This window comes from Stutzerimonas stutzeri (assembly GCF_051028275.1).
GTDB classification, from domain to species: Bacteria; Pseudomonadota; Gammaproteobacteria; order Pseudomonadales; family Pseudomonadaceae; genus Stutzerimonas; species Stutzerimonas stutzeri_AS.
Genome location: NZ_CP069269.1, coordinates 3,619,240 through 3,640,656, shown reverse-complemented (window position 1 = coordinate 3,640,656; position 21,417 = coordinate 3,619,240). Strand labels below are relative to the sequence as shown.

The window sequence follows — 21,417 nt, the reverse complement described above, 5'->3', positions numbered from 1 at the left end:
ACCGTAGGCGACGCAAGTCTTAAACCAAAGAAGCACCGCTTTTTCAGGCCTACGCAGAGGTGCTCCCGATTCGTACCGAATCAGACACCAAAACCCGTCCGGTTTCGACCGGGCGAACCGGTAACATCCAGGAGTAACAAACCCGTGGCAATTAAACTCGAAGACAAGAAAGCCATCGTCGCTGAAGTCAACGAGGCTGCCAAAGCTGCCCTTTCCGCTGTTGTGGCTGATGCCCGTGGCGTGACCGTGGGAGCCATGACCGGACTCCGTAAAGAGGCCCGCGAAGCTGGGGTATACGTGCGTGTTGTGCGTAATACCCTGCTGCGCCGCGCTGTTGAAGGCACTCAATATGACGTGCTCAACGACGTGTTCAAGGGCCCGACCCTTATCGCTTTCTCCACTGAACATCCGGGCGCTGCTGCCCGTATCTTCAAGGAGTTCGCCAAGGGTCAGGACAAGTTCGAGATCAAGGCTGCTGCGTTCGAGGGTCAGTTCATCGCAGCCAACCAGATCGACGCTTTGGCAACCCTGCCGACTTATGACGAAGCTATTTCGCAGCTGATGAGCGTGATGCAAGGCGCTACCAGCAAGCTGGCTCGTACTCTGGCGGCCGTTCGCGACCAGAAAGAAGCTGCTGCGGCCTAACGGCACGCAAGGCACCTTTCGAATATCTTTTTGAATTAGATGGCCGCAGGCCGTCACCTAAATATAGGAACTTAGAGTCATGGCTCTTACCAACGAAGACATCATCAACGCCGTTTCCGAAATGTCCGTGATGCAGGTTGTTGAACTGATCAAGGCAATGGAAGAGAAGTTCGGCGTTACTGCCGCTGCTGCTACCGTTGCTGCTGCTGGCCCGGCTGCTGCCGCGGCTGAAGAGCAAACCGAGTTCAACGTTATCCTGGCCGAAGCTGGCGATAAGAAAGTAAACGTTATTAAGGCCGTTCGTGAGCTGACCGGTCTGGGCTTGAAAGAAGCCAAGGCAGTGGTTGACGGCGCGCCTGGCGTGGTTAAAGAAGGCGTTTCGAAAGAAGAAGCCGAAGCTGCCAAGAAGGCTCTGGAAGAAGCAGGCGCTAAAGTCGAGCTCAAGTAAGCACGACCTTGCGTCTACAGCCGAAGCGACTCGCGTAAGGCTGATGGCTGGTGGCTTTTGCCACCGGCCTTTTTCCGTTATAGCTGCCTCATACTCATTGGGCAGCGCAGATGGAATGCCGCTCTGATGGCGGTGCGAATCGTAGAATTCGCAAGATTTTCTGGCTGCTCCCGTCGGGAGAAGCCAAACAAGCAGGTGACCAAGCTGGGGAACGCTGATGGCTTACTCATACACTGAGAAAAAACGAATCCGCAAGGACTTTAGCAAGTTACCGCACGTAATGGACGTGCCGTATCTTTTGGCCATCCAGCTGGATTCGTACCGCGAATTCCTGCAGGCGGGAGCGACCAAGGATCAATTCCGCGACATTGGCTTGCATGCAGCCTTCAAATCCGTTTTTCCGATAATCAGCTACTCAGGCAATGCAGCGCTTGAGTACGTCGGCTATCGGCTGGGCGACCCGGCTTTCGACGTCAAGGAGTGCGTGCTGCGCGGTGTGACCTTCGCTGTGCCACTGCGGGTAAAAGTGCGCCTTATCATCTTTGATAAGGAATCGTCGAGTAAGGCGATCAAGGACATCAAGGAGCAGGAAGTCTACATGGGGGAAATCCCCCTGATGACTGAAAACGGTACCTTTATTATCAACGGTACCGAGCGCGTGATCGTGTCTCAGCTGCACCGTTCACCAGGTGTGTTCTTCGATCATGATCGCGGCAAAACCCATAGCTCGGGTAAATTGCTCTATTCCGCTCGTATCATTCCGTACCGTGGTTCATGGCTCGACTTCGAGTTCGACCCGAAAGATGCGGTCTTTGTACGTATCGATCGCCGTCGCAAATTGCCGGCATCGGTGCTTTTGCGTGCACTGAACTACGGCACCGAAGAAATTCTCGATGCGTTCTACGACACCAACGTATTCCACGTCAAAGGCGAAACGCTTAGCCTGGAACTGGTTCCGCAGCGTCTTCGCGGTGAGATCGCATCGTTCGATATCACTGATGAGAACGGCAAGGTGATTGTCGAGCAGGGCCGTCGCATTACTGCGCGCCACATCAATCAGCTCGACAAGTCCGGCATCAAGTCACTCGATATGCCGATGGATTACGTCTTGGGTCGCACCACTGCGAAGGCAATTGTGCATCCCGCCACTGGCGAAATCATTGCCGAGTGCAACACAGAGCTAACTGTCGAAATCCTGGCAAAACTGGTGAAGGCGCAGGTTGTTCGTTTCGAGACGTTGTACACCAACGACATCGACTGTGGCCCGTTCATCTCCGATACGTTGAAGATCGATTCGACCACCAACCAGCTCGAAGCGCTGGTGGAGATCTATCGCATGATGCGTCCCGGCGAGCCGCCGACCAAGGACGCTGCCGAGACGCTGTTCAACAACCTGTTCTTCGCCTCGGAGCGCTACGACCTGTCCGCTGTGGGTCGTATGAAGTTCAACCGTCGTATCGGTCGTACCGAGATCGAAGGTTCAGGCGTGCTGAGCCGCGAGGACATCGTTGCGGTACTGAAGACGCTTGTCGACATTCGTAACGGCAAAGGTGTAGTCGACGACATCGACCACTTGGGTAACCGTCGTGTCCGTTGTGTGGGCGAGATGGCGGAAAACCAGTTCCGTGTTGGCCTGGTTCGCGTTGAGCGTGCGGTCAAGGAGCGTCTCTCCATGGCCGAAAGCGAAGGCTTGATGCCGCAGGACCTGATTAACGCCAAGCCAGTTGCAGCGGCGGTAAAAGAGTTCTTCGGCTCCAGCCAGCTGTCGCAGTTCATGGACCAAAACAACCCGCTCTCGGAGATTACACACAAGCGTCGTGTCTCTGCACTCGGCCCGGGCGGGTTGACTCGTGAGCGCGCTGGCTTCGAAGTTCGCGACGTGCACCCGACCCATTACGGTCGTGTTTGCCCTATTGAGACGCCTGAAGGACCAAACATTGGTCTGATCAACTCCTTGGCAGCGTACGCGCGTACCAACCAGTACGGCTTCCTCGAAAGCCCGTACCGTGTCGTCAAGGAAGGAGAGGTCACTGACGAAATCGTATTCCTTTCGGCCATCGAAGAAGCTGACCACGTCATTGCTCAGGCAAGCGCCAAGCTGGACGGACGCAAGCTTGTCGACGAGCTGGTTGCTGTGCGTCATCAGAACGAGTTCACGGTCAAGGCTCCTGAAGACGTCACCCTGATGGATGTGTCGCCGAAGCAGGTCGTTTCCGTGGCTGCGTCGCTGATTCCGTTCCTTGAGCATGACGATGCCAACCGCGCCCTCATGGGCTCGAACATGCAGCGTCAGGCTGTACCGACGCTGCGTTCGGACAAGCCGCTGGTGGGCACCGGCATGGAGCGCAACGTTGCGCGTGATTCCGGCGTGTGTGTGGTGGCTCGTCGTGGTGGCGTGATCGATTCGGTCGATGCTAGCCGTGTGGTCGTGCGTGTGCATGACGCGGAAGTCGAAACTGGTGAAGCCGGTGTCGACATCTACAACCTGACCAAATACACCCGCTCCAACCAGAACACCTGTATCAACCAGCGTCCGCTGGTTAGCAAGGGTGACGTGGTCGAGCGCGGCGACATCATGGCCGATGGTCCGTCCACCGACATGGGTGAACTGGCTCTTGGGCAGAACATGCGCGTCGCGTTCATGCCGTGGAACGGCTACAACTTCGAAGACTCGATTCTTCTCTCCGAGCGTGTGGTTCAGGAAGACCGTTTCACCACCATTCACATCCAGGAGCTCACTTGCGTTTCGCGCGACACCAAGCTTGGCCCAGAAGAGATCACCGCAGACATCCCGAACGTGGGTGAGGCTGCGCTGAACAAGCTGGACGAAGCAGGTATCGTCTATGTGGGCGCTGAAGTAGGTGCGGGCGATATCCTGGTGGGCAAGGTTACGCCGAAAGGCGAAACCCAGCTGACACCGGAAGAAAAGCTGCTGCGTGCGATCTTTGGTGAGAAGGCGTCCGACGTTAAGGATACCTCCCTGCGTGTGCCGACCGGCACCAAGGGTACGGTCATCGACGTTCAGGTCTTCATCCGTGACGGTGTCGAGCGCGATTCCCGTGCGCTAGCCATCGAGAAGATGCAGCTGGACGAGATTCGCAAGGACCTCAACGAAGAGTTTCGTATCGTTGAAGGTGCGACTTTCGAGCGTCTACGCTCCGCTCTCGTTGGCGCAACCGTTGAGGGTGGTGCAGGCCTGAAGAAGGGTGCCGTCATCACTGATGAACTTCTAGACGGCCTCGAGCATGGGCAGTGGTTCAAGCTGCGCATGGCTGAAGATGCACTGAACGAGCAGCTGGAAAAGGCGCAGGCCTATATTTCCGACCGACGCCAACTGCTCGACGACAAGTTCGAAGATAAGAAGCGCAAGCTGCAGCAGGGCGATGACCTGGCGCCTGGCGTGCTGAAGATCGTCAAGGTTTACCTGGCCATCAAGCGTCGCATCCAGCCGGGTGACAAGATGGCGGGTCGCCACGGTAACAAGGGTGTTGTCTCGGTCATTATGCCGGTTGAAGACATGCCGCATGATGCCAACGGCACCCCGGTAGACATCGTGCTCAACCCGCTGGGCGTTCCTTCGCGTATGAACGTCGGTCAGATTCTCGAAACCCACCTCGGCCTCGCTGCTAAGGGCTTGGGTGAGAAAATCAACCGCATGCTCGAAGAGCAGCGCAAGGTTGCTGAACTGCGCAAATTCCTGACCGAAATCTACAACGAGATTGGTGGGCGTCAGGAAAACCTTGAGAGCTTCAGCGATCAGGAAGTTCTGGATCTGGCCAAGAACCTGCGCGGTGGCGTGCCGATGGCAACTCCCGTATTCGATGGGGCCAAGGAGCGCGAGATCAAGGCCATGCTGAAGCTTGCCGATCTCCCGGAAAGCGGCCAGATGCAGCTGTTCGACGGCCGTACCGGCAACAAATTTGAGCGTACGACCACTGTCGGTTACATGTACATGTTGAAGCTGAACCACCTGGTCGACGACAAGATGCACGCGCGCTCCACCGGTTCCTATAGCCTGGTTACTCAGCAGCCGCTGGGTGGTAAGGCACAGTTCGGTGGCCAGCGTTTCGGGGAAATGGAGGTCTGGGCACTGGAAGCTTATGGTGCTGCCTACACCCTGCAGGAAATGCTCACGGTCAAGTCGGACGACGTGAACGGGCGGACCAAGATGTACAAGAACATCGTGGACGGAGATCACCGGATGGAGCCCGGCATGCCGGAGTCCTTCAACGTGTTGATCAAAGAAATCCGCTCGCTCGGTATCGACATCGATCTGGAAACCGAATAACCACGCACCGCCTATGCGGCGACCGGCATCAGCCGGCCGTCGCAGGTCCGTGAGGAGGAAAGGCCTTGAAAGACTTGCTGAATCTGTTGAAAAACCAGGGTCAAATCGAAGAGTTCGATGCCATCAAGATTGCATTGGCTTCGCCCGAGATGATCCGTTCCTGGTCCTTTGGCGAGGTCAAGAAGCCAGAGACCATCAACTACCGTACGTTCAAGCCCGAGCGCGACGGCCTGTTCTGCGCCAAGATCTTTGGCCCGGTCAAAGACTACGAGTGCCTGTGCGGTAAGTACAAACGCCTCAAGCATCGTGGTGTCATCTGTGAAAAATGCGGTGTCGAAGTCGCTTTGGCCAAGGTGCGCCGTGAGCGCATGGCGCATATCGAGCTGGCTTCGCCAGTCGCACACATCTGGTTCCTGAAGTCATTGCCGAGCCGTATCGGCCTGCTGCTGGACATGACCCTGCGTGACATCGAGCGTGTGCTTTACTTCGAAAGCTACGTTGTCATCGATCCAGGCATGACCACGCTTGAGAAAGGACAGCTGCTCAACGATGAGCAGTATTTCGAAGCGCTGGAAGAGTTCGGAGACGACTTCGATGCCCGCATGGGTGCAGAAGCCGTGCGCGAGCTGTTGCATGAAATTGACCTTGAGCACGAGATCGGTCGCCTGCGAGAAGAGATTCCGCAGACCAACTCGGAAACCAAGATCAAGAAGCTGTCCAAGCGGCTGAAGCTGATGGAAGCCTTCCATGGTTCGGGCAACCTGCCGGAGTGGATGGTCCTGACCGTTCTGCCGGTGTTGCCGCCAGATCTACGTCCACTGGTTCCGCTCGATGGTGGCCGTTTCGCTACATCGGATCTGAACGACCTGTATCGCCGCGTGATCAACCGTAACAACCGTCTCAAGCGCCTGCTCGATCTGTCCGCGCCGGATATCATCGTGCGCAACGAAAAGCGCATGTTGCAGGAAGCTGTTGATGCACTGCTGGACAATGGTCGCCGTGGTCGGGCCATCACTGGCTCGAACAAGCGCCCGCTCAAGTCCCTGGCCGATATGATCAAGGGCAAGCAAGGTCGTTTCCGTCAGAACCTGCTCGGCAAGCGCGTGGACTACTCTGGTCGTTCAGTTATCACCGTCGGCCCGACCCTGCGCCTGCATCAGTGCGGTCTGCCGAAAAAGATGGCGCTCGAGCTCTTCAAGCCGTTCATTTTCGGCAAGCTGGAAATGCGTGGCATGGCGACTACCATCAAGGCCGCCAAGAAGATGGTAGAGCGCGAGCTGCCTGAAGTTTGGGACGTACTCGCTGAAGTCATCCGCGAACATCCCGTGCTGCTGAACCGCGCTCCGACTTTGCACCGTCTGGGTATCCAGGCGTTCGAGCCCGTACTGATCGAAGGTAAAGCCATCCAGCTTCATCCGCTGGTATGTGCGGCGTATAACGCTGACTTCGACGGCGACCAGATGGCTGTTCACGTACCGCTGACGCTGGAAGCCCAGCTCGAAGCGCGCGCGCTGATGATGTCGACCAATAACATCCTGTCGCCTGCCAACGGTGAGCCCATCATCGTGCCGTCGCAGGACGTGGTTCTGGGTCTGTATTACATGACCCGTGAAGCCATCAATGCCAAGGGTGAAGGTCGTGTATTTGCCGACCTGCAGGAAGTCGATCGCGTATTCCGTGCAGGCGAAGCGTCACTGCATGCCCGCGTCAAGGTTCGTATCAACGAAACCATCAAGGATCGCGACGGTTCGATCACCAAGAACGCCCGCATTGTCGACACTACTGTCGGCCGCGCGCTGCTGTTCCAGGTAGTCCCCGCTGGCCTGCCCTTCGATGTCGTCAACCAGCCGATGAAGAAGAAGGCGATCTCCAAGCTGATCAACCTGTGCTACCGCACCGTTGGTCTCAAGGACACCGTGATCTTCGCCGACCAGCTGATGTACACCGGTTTTGCTTATTCGACCATTTCCGGCGTGTCGATCGGTGTGAATGATTTCGTCATCCCGGACGAGAAAGCGCGCATCATCGATGCCGCGACCGAAGAAGTGAAGGAAATCGAATCACAGTACGCCTCCGGCCTGGTAACCCAGGGCGAGAAGTACAACAAGGTGATCGACCTGTGGTCAAAGGCCAACGACGAAGTTTCCAAGGCCATGATGGCCAACCTGTCGAAAGAAAAAGTCATCGATCGCGATGGTAACGAAGCCGAGCAGGACTCGTTCAATTCGATGTACATGATGGCTGACTCCGGTGCGCGGGGCTCCGCAGCCCAGATTCGCCAGCTCGCCGGTATGCGTGGTCTGATGGCCAAGCCAGACGGCTCGATCATTGAGACGCCGATTACCGCGAACTTCCGTGAAGGCTTGAACGTACTTCAGTACTTCATCTCGACTCACGGTGCGCGTAAGGGGTTGGCGGATACTGCACTGAAGACAGCAAACTCCGGCTACCTGACGCGTCGTCTGGTCGATGTGGCTCAGGACCTGGTAGTAACCGAGGTCGATTGCGGTACCGAACAGGGTCTGTTCATGACGCCGCACATTGAAGGCGGTGACGTCGTCGAGCCGCTGGGTGAGCGCGTACTGGGACGAGTCATTGCCCGTGACGTGATCAAGCCGGGTACCGAAGAGGTTTTGGTCCCTGCCGGCACGTTGGTTGATGAGCAGTGGGTCGATTTCATCGAACTGAACAGCATCGATGAAGTGGTTGTCCGTTCGCCGATCAGCTGCGAAACCCGCTACGGTATCTGCGCCAAGTGCTACGGCCGCGATCTGGCGCGTGGTCATCTGGTGAACATCGGTGAGGCGGTTGGCGTTATCGCCGCTCAGTCCATCGGTGAGCCAGGTACCCAGCTGACGATGCGTACGTTCCACATCGGTGGTGCCGCCAGCCGGACGTCGGCTGTCGACAACGTGATGGTGAAGAATGGCGGAACAATCCGTCTTCACAACCTGAAGCACGTGGAACGCGCGGATGGTGCGCTGATTGCCGTTTCCCGTTCCGGCGAGCTGGCTGTTGCAGACGACTTCGGCCGTGAGCGCGAGCGTTACAAGCTACCTTACGGTGCGGTGATCTCAGTTAAAGAGGGTGACAAGGTCGATGCCGGCGCTGTAGTCGCCAAGTGGGATCCGCACACTCACCCAATCGTTACCGAAATGAAAGGTATCGTGACCTTCGTTGGGATGGAGGAGAACATCACTATCAAGCGGCAGACCGATGAACTCACCGGTCTGACCAACATTGAAGTGATGGATCCCAAGGACCGTCCAGCTTCGGGCAAAGATATCCGACCAGCCATTAAGATGGTCGATGCGAGCGGCAAGGAATTGCTGCTGCCGGGTACCGATGTGCCTGCTCAGTACTTCCTGCCAGCGAACGCGCTTGTTGGAGTGGCTGACGGTGCCGAGATCAGCGTGGGCGACGTTATCGCACGTATCCCGCAAGAAACGTCGAAGACTCGTGACATCACGGGTGGTCTGCCGCGCGTCGCCGACCTCTTTGAGGCGCGTCGTCCAAAAGAGCCATCGATTCTGGCTGAGATCAGCGGCACGATTTCCTTCGGTAAGGAAACCAAAGGCAAGCGTCGTCTAGTGATCACGCCAACTGACGGTACCGATCCATACGAAGAGCTGATTCCGAAGTGGCGTCACCTGAACGTGTTCGAGGGTGAGCAGGTAAACAAGGGTGAGGTTATCTCTGACGGTCCGAGTAACCCGCACGACATCCTGCGTCTGTTGGGTGTCAGCGCGCTTGCCAAGTACATCGTCAACGAAATCCAGGACGTTTACCGTCTGCAGGGTGTAAAGATCAACGACAAGCACATCGAAACCATTCTGCGGCAAATGCTGCGTAAGGTCGAAGTGGCAGAGTCGGGCGACTCGAGTTTCATCAAGGGTGACCAGATGGAGCTTACCCAGGTCCTCGAGGAGAACGAGCGTCTTTCAGTGGAAGACAAGTTCGGTTCGAAATACATTCGCGTGCTGCTTGGCATCACTAAAGCCTCGCTGTCTACCGAGTCGTTCATCTCGGCTGCGTCCTTCCAGGAAACCACGCGCGTGCTTACAGAGGCCGCAGTGACTGGTAAGCGTGACTATCTGCGCGGACTCAAGGAGAACGTAGTTGTCGGACGTTTGATCCCGGCCGGTACCGGTCTGCAATATCACAGCGAGCGCAAGCGCAAGCGTGATGCCGAGAAACCCGTTCGTGTGAGTGCTGATGAAGTCGAAGCAGCATTGACTGAGGCACTCAACTCGAGTGGTAGCTGATTGGCGAGGCCCCGGCGCGAGTCGGGGCGCGCCTTGACGGTGGACAGGAAGCTCTTTAGACTCTTGTACCCCTAATTTGGCGGGGCATTGCGCCCTGCCATTTTTCGTTTGTGTCGAAAGACAACAGTGGAGCTAGTAGATGGCAACGATTAACCAGCTGGTACGCCAGCCGCGCAAGCGCGTCGTCGAGAAAAGCGACGTCCCTGCGCTGCAGAACTGCCCGCAACGTCGTGGCGTGTGCACTCGTGTATACACCACCACGCCAAAGAAACCGAACTCTGCGCTGCGTAAAGTATGCCGTGTTCGTCTGACCAACGGCTTTGAAGTCGCCTCCTACATTGGTGGTGAAGGTCACAACCTGCAAGAGCACAGCGTAGTGCTGATTCGCGGCGGTCGTGTTAAAGACCTCCCGGGTGTTCGCTACCACACCGTGCGCGGTTCGCTGGATACCTCTGGTGTCAAGGACCGTAAGCAGGGTCGTTCCAAGTACGGCGCCAAGCGTCCGAAGTAATCAGTATCATTATTTATCTGAGTCGATAAGAGTAAGGTCGGGCGTAACCTAGTCGTTATAGTTCCGGGCTAACCTGAAGACCGTTTGAGGGCTTATCAATGCCAAGACGTCGTGTAGCAGCCAAGCGCGAAATCCTTGACGATCCGAAGTACGGAAGTCTGATTCTTGCCAAGTTCATGAACCACGTGATGGAAAGCGGTAAGAAGGCCGTTGCCGAGCGTATCGTTTATGGTGCGTTGGACAAGGTCAAAGAGCGTAAGAACAGCGATCCACTGGAAATCTTCGAAAAAGCACTCGACGCCATCGCTCCGCTGGTCGAAGTGAAGTCCCGCCGCGTAGGTGGTGCGACTTACCAGGTTCCGGTCGAAGTTCGTCCTTCCCGTCGTAATGCTCTGGCTATGCGTTGGCTGGTAGATGCTGCGCGCAAGCGTGGCGAGAAATCCATGGCCCTGCGTTTGGCAGGTGAGCTGACGGATGCATTTGAAGGTAAGGGCGCTGCAGTTAAGAAGCGTGAAGATGTGCATCGCATGGCTGAAGCCAACAAGGCCTTCTCGCACTACCGCTTCTAATATTCAGCGTCAACAACTTGCGAGGGCTTTATGGCTCGTACTACCCCGATTAACCGCTACCGTAATATCGGTATCGTTGCTCACGTGGATGCGGGTAAAACCACAACCACTGAGCGCGTCCTTTTTTATACGGGCGTAAACCACAAGATGGGCGAGGTGCATGACGGCGCCGCGACCATGGATTGGATGGTTCAGGAGCAGGAGCGTGGTATTACCATTACTTCTGCTGCGACCACCGCTTTCTGGGCTGGCTCCGAAAAGCAGTTCGACAGGCATCGTTTCAACATCATCGATACTCCCGGTCACGTTGACTTCACCATCGAAGTAGAGCGCTCACTGCGCGTGCTTGACGGTGCAGTTGTGGTGTTCTGCGGTACTTCGGGTGTTGAGCCGCAGTCTGAAACCGTTTGGCGCCAGGCCAACAAGTACGGTGTTCCGCGCTTGGTCTACGTCAACAAGATGGACCGCGCTGGCGCCAACTTCCTGCGTGTAGTCGGACAGATCAAGCAGCGTCTCGGTCATACTCCTGTGCCTATCCAGCTCGCCATTGGTGCTGAGGATAACTTCCAGGGCCAGATCGATCTGATCAAGATGAAAGCCATCTACTGGAACGACGAAGACAAAGGCATGACCTTCCGTGAGGAAGAGATCCCGGCCGAGCTGCAAGATCTGGCTGAGGAGTGGCGCAGCAACATGGTCGAGGCTGCAGCTGAGGCGACCGAGGAGCTGATGAACAAATACCTCGAAGGTGAAGAGCTCACCACCGAGGAAATCAAAGCTGCTCTGCGTCAGCGCACGATTGCTGGTGAGATTGTTCTGGCTGTCTGTGGTTCGTCCTTCAAGAACAAGGGCGTGCCCCTGGTTCTGGATGCTGTTATCGACTACCTGCCTGCGCCTGCCGATATTCCGGCAATCAAGGGTACGGACATCGACGACGAAACCATCGAGATGGAACGTCATGCTGACGACGCTGAGCCTTTCTCTGCGCTGGCCTTCAAGATCGCGACTGATCCTTTCGTCGGTACGCTGACCTTCGCTCGTGTCTATTCCGGTGTATTGAACTCTGGCGACGGCGTTCTGAACTCGGTTAAGGGCAAGAAAGAGCGTGTTGGTCGTATGGTGCAGATGCATGCGAACAGCCGTGAAGAAATCAAAGAAGTACGCGCGGGCGACATCGCTGCGCTGATCGGTATGAAGGATGTCACCACAGGGGACACCCTTTGCGCTCTCGACAAGCCGATCATTCTGGTTCGTATGGACTTCCCGGAGCCGGTTATCTCGGTTGCGGTAGAGCCCAAGACCAAGGATGACCAGGAGAAGATGGGTATTGCACTGGGCAAGCTTGCACAGGAAGACCCGTCGTTCCGCGTAAAGACTGACGAAGAAACTGGGCAGACCATCATTTCCGGTATGGGTGAGCTTCACCTTGATATCCTCGTTGATCGCATGAAGCGCGAATTCAACGTCGAGGCCAACATTGGTAAGCCTCAGGTTTCCTACCGCGAAAAAATCACCAAGAACTGCGAGATCGAAGGCAAATTCGTACGTCAGTCCGGTGGTCGTGGTCAGTTCGGTCATTGCTGGATTCGCTTTGCTCCGGCAGACGAAGGTCAGGAAGGTCTGGTGTTCGTGAACGAAGTTGTGGGTGGTGTGGTTCCGAAGGAATACATACCGGCCATCCAGAAAGGCATCGAAGAGCAGATGAAGAACGGCGTTGTGGCCGGTTATCCGCTTATCGGCCTGAAGGCAACCGTTTTCGATGGCTCCTACCACGACGTCGACTCCAACGAGATGGCGTTCAAGGTAGCCGCTTCCATGGCGACCAAGCAGCTGGCTCAAAAGGGCGGCGGTGTTGTGCTTGAGCCGATCATGAAGGTAGAAGTGGTAACCCCTGAGGATTACATGGGTGACGTGATGGGTGACCTGAACCGTCGTCGTGGTCTGATTCAGGGTATGGAAGACACAGTGTCCGGCAAGGTGATCCGTGCCGAGGTGCCGCTGGGTGAAATGTTCGGTTATGCGACCGACGTTCGTTCCATGTCTCAGGGTCGCGCGAGCTACTCCATGGAATTCTCCAAATACTCCGAGGCTCCGTCGAATATCGTCGAAGCACTGGTTAAAAAACAAGGTTGATTCAGCCCTTTAGGCAAGAGGTTTACTGTCGTGGCTAAAGAAAAATTCGAACGTAACAAACCGCATGTGAACGTAGGCACCATTGGTCACGTCGACCATGGCAAGACTACTCTGACTGCTGCACTGACTCGTGTATGTTCCGAGGTTTTCGGTTCCGCTCGTGTCGACTTCGATAAGATCGACAGCGCTCCGGAAGAGAAGGCTCGTGGTATTACCATCAACACTGCACACGTAGAGTACGACTCCAATGTTCGTCACTACGCGCACGTTGACTGCCCAGGCCACGCTGACTATGTGAAGAACATGATCACTGGCGCTGCTCAGATGGACGGTGCGATTCTGGTTTGCTCCGCTGCTGACGGCCCGATGCCGCAGACCCGCGAGCACATCCTGCTGTCCCGTCAGGTTGGTGTTCCTTACATCGTAGTCTTCCTGAACAAGGCTGACATGGTGGACGACGCTGAGCTGCTGGAACTGGTTGAAATGGAAGTGCGTGACCTGCTGTCGACTTACGACTTCCCGGGTGACGACACGCCGATCATCATTGGTTCTGCGCTGATGGCGCTGAACGGTGAAGACGATAACGAGCTGGGTACCACTGCGGTCAAGAAACTGGTCGAGACTCTGGATACCTATATCCCTGAGCCGGTACGTGCCATTGACAAGCCATTCCTGATGCCGATCGAAGACGTGTTCTCGATCTCCGGTCGCGGTACCGTTGTGACCGGTCGTGTAGAGCGCGGCATCGTCAAGGTTCAGGAAGAAATCGAAATCGTTGGTCTGCGTGACACCACCAAGACTACCTGTACCGGTGTGGAGATGTTCCGCAAGCTGCTCGACGAAGGTCGTGCTGGCGAGAACTGCGGTGTCCTGCTGCGTGGCACTAAGCGCGATGATGTCGAGCGTGGTCAGGTACTGGCCAAGCCGGGCACCATCAAGCCGCACACCAAGTTCGAAGCTGAAGTGTACGTTTTGTCCAAGGAAGAAGGTGGTCGTCACACGCCGTTCTTCAAGGGCTACCGTCCTCAGTTCTACTTCCGTACCACTGACGTGACTGGTTCGTGCGAACTGCCAGAAGGCGTCGAGATGGTAATGCCGGGCGATAACGTCAAGATGGTTGTCACCCTGATCAAGCCGATCGCCATGGAAGACGGCCTGCGCTTCGCTATTCGCGAAGGCGGACGTACCGTAGGTGCCGGCGTGGTTGCCAAGATCGTCGAATAAACTATTCGAGATCGGAAAGGGCCCTTCGGGGCCCTTTTTCTATTGTTGATCATTTATTGACACCCCCTGGACGCATCCGTACAATTGCGCCTCCTTTTACCGGGCGTATTGCGTTTGGTAGGGATGGCTAATTGGAGTCTGAGGTCAAAATGCAAAACCAACAAATCCGTATTCGGTTGAAGGCTTTTGACCATCGCCTGATCGATCAATCAACCCAGGAAATCGTGGAAACCGCGAAACGTACTGGTGCTCAGGTGCGTGGTCCGATTCCACTGCCGACCCGCAAAGAGCGGTTCACTGTTCTGGTTTCTCCGCACGTCAACAAAGATGCGCGCGACCAGTATGAGATCCGTACTCATAAGCGTGTGCTGGATATCGTCCAGCCAACCGACAAAACTGTCGATGCGCTGATGAAGCTTGATCTTGCGGCTGGCGTGGAAGTGCAGATCAGCCTCGGCTAAAACCTCGAGTTTTAGTCGTGTAACGCTCTGAAATGGGCGGCCATAGCGGGTGAAAGCCCCGTACACTCAAGAGGTTACAACATGACTATTGGTGTAGTCGGTCGTAAATGCGGCATGACCCGCGTTTTCACCGAAGATGGTGTCTCTATTCCGGTTACGGTCATTGAGATCGAGCCGAATCGCGTCACTCAGTTCAAGAATGAAGACAGCGATGGCTATCGCGCCGTACAGGTTACTGTTGGCGAGCGTCGCGCGTCCCGCGTTACCAAGGCTCAGGCTGGTCACTTCGCTAAGGCGAACGTAGCTGCTGGTCGGGGCGTCTGGGAGTTTCGCCTTGATGGCGAGGAGTTCCAGGTTGGTGACCAGATCAATGCCGAGATTTTCCAGGCTGGACAGATGGTGGACGTCACCGGTCAGTCCAAGGGTAAAGGCTTCGCCGGTACCATCAAGCGCTGGAACTTCCGTGGCCAAGACAATACCCACGGTAACTCCGTATCCCACCGCGTCCCAGGCTCGATTGGCCAGTGCCAGACTCCTGGTCGTGTTTTCAAGGGCAAGAAGATGTCCGGGCACATGGGCGCAGAGCGCGTAACCGTGCAGTCCCTGGAAATCGTGCGTGTCGATGCAGAGCGTAATCTGCTGTTGGTTAAGGGCGCAGTGCCCGGCGCCACTGGTGGTGACGTTGTTGTGCGTCCGGCCGCCAAGGCTCGCGGGTAAGGGGGAGTTCACATGCAATTGAATGTAAATGGCGCACAGGCCATCGAAGTCTCCGAGCAAACCTTTGGTGGTGAGTTCAATGAGACGCTGGTGCACCAGGCTGTCGTCGCCTACATGGCTGGCGGTCGTCAGGGTAGCAAGCAGCAGAAGACTCGCTCCGATGTCTCGGGTGGCGGTAAGCGTCCCTGGCGTCAAAAAGGTACTGGCCGCGCGCGTGCGGGTACCTCGCGTGGTCCGATCTGGCGTGGCGGTGGTGTGACGTTCGCTGCTCGTCCACAGAACCATGAGCAAAAGCTCAACAAGAAGATGTATCGCGCAGCGCTGCGTTCCATTCTCTCCGAACTGGTTCGCTCCGAGCGTCTGGTCGTCGTAGAAGATTTCGCCGTTGATAGCCCCAAGACCAAACTGCTTGCTAACAAGTTGACTGGTATGGGGCTGAATGACGTACTGATCGTTTCCGATGCTGTCGATCAGAACCTGTATCTGGCGGCTCGCAACCTGCCGCACGTCGATGTTCGTGACGTCCAGGGTTCCGATCCCGTTAGCCTGATCGCCTATGACAAGGTGTTGATCACCGTGTCGGCTGTGAAGAAATTCGAGGAGCTGCTGGGATGAACCAGGAACGCGTATTCAAAGTCCTGCTTGGTCCGCACGTCTCCGAGAAGGCAACCATGCTGGCTGACAGCAAGAGCCAGTTCGTTTTCAAGGTTGCTACTGATGCAACCAAGCTGGAAATCAAGAAGGCCGTCGAAAGCCTGTTCAACGTGAAGGTTGCCAAGGTCAGTACCCTGAATGTTCAGGGCAAGACCAAGCGTACCGCTCGCGGTCTGGGCAAGCGCAACGACTGGAAGAAGGCGTACATCGCCCTTCAGCCAGGCCAGGATCTCGATTTCTCCGGCAACGCTGAGTAAGGAAGGGGTGCATCATGGCAATCGTTAAATGCAAACCGACTTCCGCAGGCCGCCGTTTTGTGGTCAAAGTGGTCGGTCAGGAGCTGCACAAAGGCGCTCCTTATGCTCCGCTGCTCGAGAAGAAGTCGAAGTCTGGCGGTCGTAACAACAATGGTCGTATCACCACTCGCCATATCGGTGGTGGTCACAAGCAGCATTATCGTCTGGTCGATTTTCGTCGTAACAAGGACGGTATTCCAGCTGTCGTTGAGCGCGTTGAGTATGACCCGAACCGTACTGCACACATTGCGCTGCTCAAGTACGCGGACGGTGAGCGCCGTTACATCATCGCTCCTAAGGGCGTGACTGCTGGCGATCAGCTGCTGTCCGGCGTGAACGCGCCGATCAAGGCTGGTAATAGCTTGCCGCTTCGCAATATCCCGCTGGGTTCCACTGTTCATGGTGTCGAACTGAAGCCGGGCAAGGGTGCCCAGATTGCTCGTTCCGCTGGTGCTTCTGCTCAGCTGGTCGCGCGTGAAGGTGCTTACGTGACGCTGCGTCTTCGCTCCGGCGAGATGCGCAAAGTACTGGCTGAGTGCCGTGCGACCCTGGGCGAGGTCTCGAACTCCGAGCACAGCCTGCGTTCGCTGGGTAAAGCAGGTGCCAAGCGCTGGCGCGGTGTTCGCCCAACCGTTCGCGGTGTGGCAATGAACCCGGTCGATCACCCCCACGGTGGTGGTGAGGGTCGTACCTCCGGTGGTCGTCATCCGGTGTCGCCATGGGGCTTCCCAACCAAGGGCGCGAAAACTCGCTCTAACAAGCGCACCGATAACATGATCGTCCGTCGTCGCAAGTAACTAGAGGGATACGACAGTGCCGCGTTCTCTGAAAAAAGGTCCTTTTATCGATCTTCACCTATTGAAGAAGGTCGAAGTGGCGATGGAAAAGAACGATCGTAAGCCGGTTAAAACCTGGTCGCGTCGTTCAATGATTCTGCCGCAAATGGTCGGTCTGACCATCGCTGTGCATAACGGTCGTCAGCATGTTCCCGTTCTCGTGAGCGAAGACATGGTCGGCCACAAACTCGGCGAGTTCGCTGGTACCCGCACTTATCGCGGGCACGTAGCGGACAAGAAAGGCAAGCGCTAAGGGGTAAGGAAAGATGGAAGTAGCCGCTAAGTTGTCGGGCGCTCGCATCTCCGCCCAGAAAGCCCGCCTGGTCGCCGACCAGATCCGCGGGAAGAAGGTGGGCGAAGCGCTCAACCTCCTGGCTTTCAGCAGTAAGAAAGCCGCCGAGATCATGAAGAAGGTGCTGGAGTCGGCTGTAGCCAACGCCGAGCACAACGAAGGCGCAGACGTGGACGACCTCAAGGTCTCTACCGTTTTCGTCAACGAGGGGCGTTCGCTTAAGCGCATCATGCCGCGTGCCAAAGGCCGCGCTGATCGCATCGTCAAGCGGTCTTGCCATATCACTGTCAAGGTTGCGGACAAGTAACGGAGTCGATCAGATGGGTCAGAAAGTACATCCCACTGGCATTCGCCTGGGAATCGTCAAGGAGCACACTTCCGTCTGGTATGCAGACGGTCGTACGTACGCCGATTATCTGCTTGCAGATCTGAACGTGCGTGAGTACCTCCAAGACAAATTAAAAAGCGCGTCCGTAAGCCGTATTGACATCCATCGTCCGGCTCAAACCGCACGCATCACCATCCACACCGCTCGTCCCGGCATCGTGATCGGCAAGAAGGGTGAAGATGTTGAAAAGCTGCGTCAGGACCTGACCAAGAAAATGGGTGTGCCTGTGCACATCAACATCGAAGAAATCCGCAAGCCGGAACTCGATGCAATGCTGGTAGCACAGAACGTCGCTCAACAGCTGGAGCGTCGCGTGATGTTCCGTCGCGCCATGAAGCGCGCCGTACAGAACGCGATCCGCATTGGTGCCAAGGGCATCAAGATCCAGGTGAGCGGTCGTCTGGGTGGGGCTGAAATCGCCCGTACGGAATGGTATCGGGAAGGCCGTGTGCCGCTGCACACCCTGCGTGCCGATATCGACTACAACACCTACGAAGCTCACACCACTTACGGTGTGATTGGCGTCAAGGTTTGGATCTTCAAAGGCGAAGTGATTGGTGGTCGCCATGAAGAGCTGAAGCCGCAAGCGCCTGCGCCTCGTAAAAAAGCTGCCAAGTAAGGAGTACGCCAAATGTTGCAACCAAAGCGTACAAAATTCCGCAAGCAGATGACCGGGCACAACCGTGGCCTGGCTCAGCGCGGTAGCAAAGTCAGCTTCGGCGAGTTCGCTCTGAAGTCTGTCGCTCGTGGTCGTCTGACTGCGCGTCAGATCGAGTCCGCACGTCGTGCGTTGACTCGTCACGTTAAGCGTGGCGGCAAGATCTGGATCCGCGTTTTCCCCGACAAGCCTATCTCCAAAAAGCCGCTTGAAGTGCGGATGGGTAAAGGTAAGGGTAACGTCGAGTACTGGGTAGCCCAGATCCAGCCGGGCAAGGTGCTCTACGAGATCGAGGGTGTTTCCGAAGAGCTGGCGCGTGAGGCATTCGCCCTGGCTGCTGCAAAGCTGCCGCTCGCCACCTCCTTTGTTAAGCGGACGGTGATGTGATGAAAGCGAATGAGCTTCGTGAAAAATCCGCTCAGCAGCTGAACGAGCAACTGCTCGAGCTGCTGCGCGACCAGTTCAATCTGCGTATGCAGAAAGCAACTGGCCAGTTGGGGCAGTCTCACCTGCTCTCGCAAGTCAAGCGCGACATTGCTCGTGTGAAGACTGTGCTCAACCAGCAGGCAGGTAAGTGATCATGGCTGAAGTTGAAAAAACTGTCCGCACGCTGACTGGCCGCGTCGTCAGCGACAAGATGGACAAAAGCATCACCGTTCTGATCGAGCGTCGTGTTAAGCACCCGATCTACGGTAAATACGTGAAGCGTTCGACCAAACTGCACGCCCACGACGAAACCAACCAGTGCCGTATTGGCGATAAGGTCACTATCCGCGAGACTCGTCCGCTGGCGAAGACCAAGTGCTGGATGCTGGTTGATGTCGTTGAACGTGCCGTCGAAGTCTAAGGGCTAGGGGTCGGAGAAATTATATGATTCAGACTCAATCAATGCTCGATGTGGCGGATAACAGTGGCGCTCGTCGCGTCATGTGTATCAAAGTGCTCGGCGGTTCTCACCGCCGTTACGCGGGCATCGGCGACATCATCAAGGTTACCGTCAAGGAAGCGATTCCTCGTGGCAAGGTCAAGAAAGGCCAGGTAATGACTGCGGTCGTAGTGCGTACCCGTCACGGTGTTCGTCGTCCGGATGGCTCCATTATTCGCTTCGATGGCAACGCTGCTGTTCTGTTGAACAACAAGCAGGAGCCTATTGGCACCCGTATTTTCGGGCCGGTGACGCGTGAACTTCGTTCTGAAAAGTTCATGAAGATCGTCTCGCTCGCGCCTGAAGTGCTGTAAGGAGAAGCCGCATGCAAAAGATTCGTCGCAACGACGAGATCATCGTCATCGCCGGCAAAGACAAGGGTAAGCGCGGTAAGGTGCTCCGGGTGCTCGCTGACGACCGTCTGGTTGTCGGTGGTATCAATCTCGTGAAGCGTCATACCAAGCCGAACCCGATGTCAGGCGTTCAGGGCGGTATCGTCGAAAAGGAGGCGCCACTGCACGCCTCTAACGTCGCTATCTTCAATGGTGAGACCAACAAGGCTGATCGCGTTGGATTCAAGGTTGAAGACGGCAAGAAAATTCGTGTCTTCAAGTCGACCCAAAAGCCGGTTGAAGCTTGAGACTGCTAGGTAGATAACCATGGCACGACTAAAAGAAGTTTATCGGAAGCAAATCGCGCCCAAGCTGAAAGAAGAACTTCAGCTTGGCAACGTGATGGAAGTTCCGCGCATCACCAAGATCACCCTTAACATGGGTATCGGCGAAGCGATTGGTGACAAGAAGATCATCGATAACGCTGTTGCCGATCTTGAAAAGATCACCGGCCAGAAGGTCGTCGTGACGCACGCTCGCAAATCCATCGCTGGCTTTAAAGTCCGCGAAGGGTGGCCAATCGGTGTCAAGGTGACGCTGCGTAGCGATCGCATGTATGAATTCCTGGATCGCCTGCTGTCCATCTCCCTGCCACGGGTTCGTGACTTCCGTGGCCTGAACGCCAAGTCCTTCGACGGTCGCGGCAACTACAGCATGGGTGTGAAGGAGCAGATCATCTTCCCGGAAATCGATTACGACAAGATCGATGCCCTGCGTGGTCTGGATATCACCCTGACTACCACTGCCCGGACGGATGAGGAAGGTCGCGCACTGCTGCGTGCTTTCAACTTCCCGTTCCGTAACTGATTGGAGTAGGCACATGGCTAAGCAAAGCATGAAGAACCGTGAGCTGAAGCGTCAGCAAACGGTAGCCAAATATGCTCAGAAGCGTGCTGCACTGAAGGCTGTCATCGCCAACCCGGAATCCACTCCGGAAGCGCGTTGGGAAGCCCAGGTTGCGCTGCAGAAGCAGCCGCGTGACGCTAGCGCTTCGCGTCTGCGTAATCGCTGCCGCCTGACCGGCCGTCCGCATGGTGTTTATCGCAAGTTTGGTCTTGCGCGTAACATGCTGCGTCAGGCCGCCATGCGCGGCGACGTGCCAGGTCTGGTTAAGGCCAGCTGGTAACGAAATAACGGTCCGCTGCTTGCGGCGGATTGGTTGTAGCAGATCAAGCCCCTTATGGGGCTTGATTCGTTTCTAGAGTGTCTCTAGAATGTCCGGCTCGCCCGAGCCACGCCTAAGGCGTTCGCTCATCTAGCAGGCGACACGAGCCCTTGCGGGCTTATTTTTTTGTATTAGGAGCCAAGCGCCCATGAGTATGCAGGACCCGTTAGCGGACATGCTAACTCGTATCCGTAATGCCCAGATGGCCGAAAAGTCCGTCGTAAGCATGCCGTCTTCCACGCTGAAGGTGGCTGTAGCCGACGTACTTCAAGGTGAAGGCTATATCGCAGGATACAACGTCAGCAGCGACGCCAAGCCGCAGCTGTCCATCGAGCTCAAGTACTTCGAAGGCCGTCCGGTCATCGAGGAATTGAAGCGCGTAAGCCGTCCTGGCCTTCGCCAGTACAAATCCGTTGACCAGTTGCCGAAGGTTCGCGGCGGTCTGGGTGTTTCGATCGTGTCCACCAACAAAGGTGTGATGACTGATCGAGCTGCCCGCGCTGCTGGCGTTGGCGGCGAAGTGCTTTGCACAGTGTTCTAAGGGGGGATA

24 protein-coding genes are annotated in these 21,417 nt (G+C 56.2%); all 24 read left to right on the top strand.

Annotation, left to right across the window (positions count from 1 at the left end; translation table 11 throughout):
- Nucleotides 1-144 precede the first annotated feature (144 nt).
- Nucleotides 145-645, top strand: a complete 501-nt coding sequence (gene rplJ, locus JQR87_RS16930) for a 50S ribosomal protein L10 (protein ID WP_407294889.1) — start codon at nt 145-147, stop codon at nt 643-645.
- 79 nt (nt 646-724) lie between these two features.
- Nucleotides 725-1,093, top strand: a complete 369-nt coding sequence (gene rplL / locus JQR87_RS16925) for a 50S ribosomal protein L7/L12 (protein WP_407294892.1) — start codon at nt 725-727, stop codon at nt 1,091-1,093.
- 217 nt (nt 1,094-1,310) lie between these two features.
- Nucleotides 1,311-5,381, top strand: coding sequence for a DNA-directed RNA polymerase subunit beta (rpoB, locus tag JQR87_RS16920; RefSeq protein WP_407294895.1), 4,071 nt, complete (start codon nt 1,311-1,313; stop codon nt 5,379-5,381).
- 65 nt (nt 5,382-5,446) lie between these two features.
- Nucleotides 5,447-9,646 carry a DNA-directed RNA polymerase subunit beta' gene (rpoC, locus tag JQR87_RS16915; protein WP_407294898.1) on the top strand — a complete coding sequence of 1,400 codons (4,200 nt, stop codon included), beginning with the start codon at nt 5,447-5,449 and terminating at the stop codon, nt 9,644-9,646.
- Nucleotides 9,647-9,785: 139 nt separating this feature from the next.
- A complete protein-coding gene (rpsL, locus tag JQR87_RS16910) occupies nt 9,786-10,157 on the top strand; it encodes a 30S ribosomal protein S12 (RefSeq protein WP_003291416.1) in 372 nt (123 codons plus the stop codon).
- Nucleotides 10,158-10,255: 98 nt separating this feature from the next.
- Complete coding sequence (gene rpsG, locus JQR87_RS16905; RefSeq protein ID WP_014854233.1) at nt 10,256-10,726, top strand: 30S ribosomal protein S7; 471 nt, start codon at nt 10,256-10,258, stop codon at nt 10,724-10,726.
- Nucleotides 10,727-10,756: 30 nt separating this feature from the next.
- Complete coding sequence (gene fusA / locus JQR87_RS16900; RefSeq protein ID WP_407294900.1) at nt 10,757-12,859, top strand: elongation factor G; 2,103 nt, start codon at nt 10,757-10,759, stop codon at nt 12,857-12,859.
- Between the two features lie 30 nt (nt 12,860-12,889).
- Nucleotides 12,890-14,083, top strand: coding sequence for an elongation factor Tu (gene tuf / locus JQR87_RS16895; protein ID WP_014821633.1), 1,194 nt, complete (start codon nt 12,890-12,892; stop codon nt 14,081-14,083).
- A 149-nt stretch (nt 14,084-14,232) separates the two neighbouring features.
- Nucleotides 14,233-14,544, top strand: a complete 312-nt coding sequence (gene rpsJ, locus JQR87_RS16890) for a 30S ribosomal protein S10 (protein WP_003186070.1) — start codon at nt 14,233-14,235, stop codon at nt 14,542-14,544.
- An 81-nt stretch (nt 14,545-14,625) separates the two neighbouring features.
- Entirely contained in the window at nt 14,626-15,261 is a 636-nt protein-coding gene (rplC, locus tag JQR87_RS16885) for a 50S ribosomal protein L3 (RefSeq protein WP_407294903.1), read from the top strand.
- 12 nt (nt 15,262-15,273) lie between these two features.
- Nucleotides 15,274-15,876, top strand: a complete 603-nt coding sequence (rplD, locus tag JQR87_RS16880) for a 50S ribosomal protein L4 (RefSeq protein WP_019339977.1) — start codon at nt 15,274-15,276, stop codon at nt 15,874-15,876.
- Nucleotides 15,873-16,172, top strand: coding sequence for a 50S ribosomal protein L23 (rplW, locus tag JQR87_RS16875; RefSeq protein WP_021209378.1), 300 nt, complete (start codon nt 15,873-15,875; stop codon nt 16,170-16,172). The genes rplD and rplW overlap by 4 nt, the downstream gene beginning before the upstream one ends.
- A gap of 14 nt (nt 16,173-16,186) precedes the next feature.
- On the top strand, nt 16,187-17,008 hold the full coding sequence (gene rplB / locus JQR87_RS16870; protein ID WP_407294906.1) for a 50S ribosomal protein L2: 822 nt from the start codon (nt 16,187-16,189) through the stop codon (nt 17,006-17,008).
- A 16-nt stretch (nt 17,009-17,024) separates the two neighbouring features.
- Nucleotides 17,025-17,300: a 30S ribosomal protein S19 gene (gene rpsS / locus JQR87_RS16865; RefSeq protein WP_021209376.1), complete on the top strand. Its 276-nt coding sequence runs from the start codon at nt 17,025-17,027 to the stop codon at nt 17,298-17,300.
- 13 nt (nt 17,301-17,313) lie between these two features.
- Entirely contained in the window at nt 17,314-17,646 is a 333-nt protein-coding gene (rplV, locus tag JQR87_RS16860) for a 50S ribosomal protein L22 (protein WP_003103908.1), read from the top strand.
- A gap of 13 nt (nt 17,647-17,659) precedes the next feature.
- Nucleotides 17,660-18,346, top strand: a complete 687-nt coding sequence (gene rpsC / locus JQR87_RS16855; RefSeq protein WP_021209375.1) for a 30S ribosomal protein S3 — start codon at nt 17,660-17,662, stop codon at nt 18,344-18,346.
- Between the two features lie 12 nt (nt 18,347-18,358).
- Nucleotides 18,359-18,772, top strand: coding sequence for a 50S ribosomal protein L16 (rplP, locus tag JQR87_RS16850; protein WP_003176421.1), 414 nt, complete (start codon nt 18,359-18,361; stop codon nt 18,770-18,772).
- Nucleotides 18,772-18,963, top strand: a complete 192-nt coding sequence (gene rpmC, locus JQR87_RS16845; protein WP_003289209.1) for a 50S ribosomal protein L29 — start codon at nt 18,772-18,774, stop codon at nt 18,961-18,963. Before rplP ends, rpmC begins: the two co-directional genes overlap by 1 nt.
- A gap of 2 nt (nt 18,964-18,965) precedes the next feature.
- A complete protein-coding gene (gene rpsQ / locus JQR87_RS16840) occupies nt 18,966-19,232 on the top strand; it encodes a 30S ribosomal protein S17 (protein ID WP_029404618.1) in 267 nt (88 codons plus the stop codon).
- A gap of 23 nt (nt 19,233-19,255) precedes the next feature.
- The gene (gene rplN / locus JQR87_RS16835) at nt 19,256-19,624 is read left to right on the top strand and encodes a 50S ribosomal protein L14 (RefSeq protein WP_003289207.1); all 369 of its coding nucleotides are present in this window, start codon (nt 19,256-19,258) and stop codon (nt 19,622-19,624) included.
- 11 nt (nt 19,625-19,635) lie between these two features.
- Nucleotides 19,636-19,950: a 50S ribosomal protein L24 gene (gene rplX, locus JQR87_RS16830; protein ID WP_019339971.1), complete on the top strand. Its 315-nt coding sequence runs from the start codon at nt 19,636-19,638 to the stop codon at nt 19,948-19,950.
- A gap of 19 nt (nt 19,951-19,969) precedes the next feature.
- Entirely contained in the window at nt 19,970-20,509 is a 540-nt protein-coding gene (gene rplE, locus JQR87_RS16825; RefSeq protein WP_019339970.1) for a 50S ribosomal protein L5, read from the top strand.
- 13 nt (nt 20,510-20,522) lie between these two features.
- Nucleotides 20,523-20,828 (top strand): 30S ribosomal protein S14, encoded by a 306-nt coding sequence (gene rpsN, locus JQR87_RS16820; RefSeq protein ID WP_407294912.1) that lies wholly within the window; start codon nt 20,523-20,525, stop codon nt 20,826-20,828.
- A 187-nt stretch (nt 20,829-21,015) separates the two neighbouring features.
- A complete protein-coding gene (gene rpsH, locus JQR87_RS16815) occupies nt 21,016-21,408 on the top strand; it encodes a 30S ribosomal protein S8 (protein ID WP_255982606.1) in 393 nt (130 codons plus the stop codon).
- The last annotated feature ends 9 nt before the right edge of the window (nt 21,409-21,417 follow it).